Source organism: Roseobacter sp. HKCCD6576-2 (genome assembly GCF_013179285.1).
In the GTDB taxonomy this organism is placed as follows: domain Bacteria; phylum Pseudomonadota; class Alphaproteobacteria; order Rhodobacterales; family Rhodobacteraceae; genus Rhodophyticola; species Rhodophyticola oceani.
Genome location: NZ_WVNW01000043.1, coordinates 1 through 2928, shown reverse-complemented (window position 1 = coordinate 2928; position 2928 = coordinate 1). Strand labels below are relative to the sequence as shown.

The following is a 2928-nucleotide window of genomic DNA, read 5'->3' as shown; positions in this document are numbered from 1 at the left end:
AAGAATTGAATCAGCGACTTACCTCCCGATCAAGCTCGAGTTTTTCAACGAAATACGCCCTTTGCCGCGCCCCTTCGCGGCTTGAAAGCTCCGCTGGAGCTTTCATCCAGCATTCGCCGGCCCCACCGCGCATCCCCCTTCCCTCCACCCCGGCTCTCGGCTACATCCCCTTGAAACACACACCCAAGGGCCGTCCATGACCGACCTCTCCCGCATCCGCAATTTCTCCATCGTGGCGCATATCGACCACGGCAAATCCACCCTGGCCGACCGGTTGATCCAACTCACCGGCACCGTGGCCGCGCGGGATATGCAGGAGCAGCTCCTCGACAGCATGGATATCGAGCGCGAGCGGGGCATCACCATCAAGGCCAACACCGTCCGCATCGAATACCCCGCCCAGGATGGCGAAACCTATATCCTCAACCTCATCGACACGCCGGGCCATGTGGATTTCGCCTATGAGGTCTCCCGCTCGATGCAGGCCGTCGAAGGCTCGCTCCTGGTCGTGGACGCCTCCCAAGGCGTCGAGGCGCAGACGCTGGCCAATGTCTACCAGGCCATCGACGCCGACCACGAAATCGTGCCGGTCCTCAACAAAGTCGACCTGCCCGCAGCCGAGCCCGACCGGGTTCGCGCGCAAATCGAGGACGTCATCGGCATCGAAGCCCATGACGCCGTCGAGATCTCCGCCAAAACCGGCCTGGGCATCCCCAACGTGCTGGAGGCCATCGTCACCCGCCTCCCCTCCCCCAACGGTGACCGCGACGCCCCGCTCAAAGCCATGCTGGTCGACAGCTATTACGACCCCTATCTCGGCGTCGTCGTCCTGATCCGCGTCATCGACGGGGTGATCAAGAAAGGCGACCGGATCAAGATGATGGGCACCGGCGGCACCTACCCAGTTGACCGGCTCGGCGTGTTCCGCCCGAAAATGGAAGACATTGCCGAACTGGGCCCGGGCGAAATCGGCTTCCTCACCGCGTCGATCAAACAGGTCCGCGACACCCGCGTGGGCGACACCATCACCCATGAGCGCAAAGGCGCGGAAACCGCACTCCCCGGCTTCAAACCCTCGCAACCCGTTGTCTTCTGCGGCCTCTTCCCGGTCGACAGCGCGCAATTCGAAGACCTCCGCGACGCGATCGAGAAACTGGCGCTGAACGACGCCTCCTTCTCCCACGAGATGGAAACCTCCGCAGCCCTTGGCTTCGGCTTCCGCTGCGGCTTCCTCGGCCTCCTGCACCTCGAAGTCATCCGCGACCGGCTCGAACGCGAATACGATATCGACCTGATCACCACCGCGCCCTCGGTGATCTACCATATCTACATGCGCGACGGCACCATGCGGGAGCTGCACAACCCCGCCGACATGCCCGACCTGACCCATGTCGACCACCTCGAAGAACCCCGGATCAAAGCCACCATCCTGGTCCCCGATGAATACCTCGGCGATGTCCTGAAACTCTGCCAAGACCGCCGCGGCATCCAGATGGACCTCACCTATGCCGGCACCCGCGCGATGGTGGTCTATGACCTGCCGCTGAACGAGGTCGTGTTCGACTTCTACGACCGGCTGAAATCCGTCACCAAAGGCTATGCCAGCTTCGACTACCAGATGATCGGCTACCGCGAGGACGCGCTGGTCAAAATGCAGGTGCTGGTGAATGACGAACCGGTCGACGCGCTGTCGATGATGGTCCACCGCGACCGCGCCGAAATGCGCGGCCGGGCCATGTGCGAAAAGCTCAAAGACCTGATCCCGCGCCACATGTTCAAGATCCCGATCCAGGCGGCCATCGGCGGCAAAGTCATCGCTCGTGAGACGCTCTCCGCCCTGCGGAAAGACGTGACCGCGAAATGCTACGGCGGCGATGCGACGCGGAAACGGAAGCTGCTCGACAAGCAGAAAGCCGGGAAGAAGAAGATGCGCCAGTTTGGGAAAGTCGAAATTCCCCAAAGCGCGTTTATTAGCGCGCTGAAAATGGACAACTGAAGCTGTTCATCTTGAGCCCGTTGAAGGCAGATTGGGGTGGTGGAGGCGACTTTTGCCTGCAAAAGTCTGACTGATGCCAGGGTGGAGTGGCGCTGGTACATGTTAGATTGAAGATGGACTGTTAGTTTCGTTTGTTGCAGTTTGCTGAGAGTATCCCCTTTTGCAAACAGCGTAGCGGAAATCGAGATGAGAAAAACTGGCCATTATCGTCGAGCTTTCTGGTTCGAAGAGCATAACGAAGGGGCGAGCCTAACCGAAAAGGTGGCGACAGCACTAGATGAATGGGACGGCGAAGCAACCTTTTCCCTTTCCGATGAGCTTGAGTGCATAATTGCGCGTCGCATTGACAGAAATGGCCGTATCTTCCTGAGTCTAATTGCAGTACAGGAGGGTGCTACTGCCGCCGTAATTCCAGCGCTAGAGCGCGCCGCCCAATTAGACGCTGAAGAAGCGAACGCACCGGATGGCATGGAGTTCGTGCAAGCGCAGGTCCTGTGCTTGCTTGACGGAGATCATCTCATGTGGACCACGCACAATTCAGCCGTTCGCGAGTCCTCTGTGGCAAGATACCTTTCCGCGCTTTTGTTGGCTTTTCATCCGGACGATGACCCAGCAAGATTTCACTTAAGAGCTGAACTGGACACTGAGCAGCTACGGCGCGCCTTACAAGATGGCGTCAAAGAGATTGACTTGGGTGTTGGAGCATTCAGGTCTACACTGGAAGAGATGCTTGGCTTTGATGGGGAACAGGGTGGTGTACTTTCACATTTCGCTTCCTTTTTCACAGCGGACAGAACAGCGGAAGAGATGGACGCTGCCGCAAAAGTGGATATGAAGGTAGCGTTGAGACCCGGACGCGACTGGAACAATGAGGATGTGCTCCGCTACCCAACCTTCTGCCGCCGAGGGCAAGAGTTTTTCGTCTTTTCTCA

2 protein-coding genes are annotated in these 2928 nt (G+C 58.9%); both read left to right on the top strand.

The window, feature by feature from the left end; genetic code table 11:
• Window positions 1-196 precede the first annotated feature (196 nt).
• Window positions 197-1996 carry a translation elongation factor 4 gene (lepA, locus tag GTF44_RS21790; protein WP_171563126.1) on the top strand — a complete coding sequence of 600 codons (1800 nt, stop codon included), beginning with the start codon at window positions 197-199 and terminating at the stop codon, window positions 1994-1996.
• Window positions 1997-2182: 186 nt separating this feature from the next.
• A partial coding sequence (locus tag GTF44_RS21785) for a hypothetical protein (RefSeq protein WP_171563127.1) occupies window positions 2183-2928 on the top strand: 746 nt, incomplete at its 3' end.

Coding starts and splice junctions, on each gene's coding strand:
- lepA (WP_171563126.1), top strand. CDS start 197: ATGACCGACCTCTCCCGCATCCGCAATTTCTCCATCGTGGCGCATATC.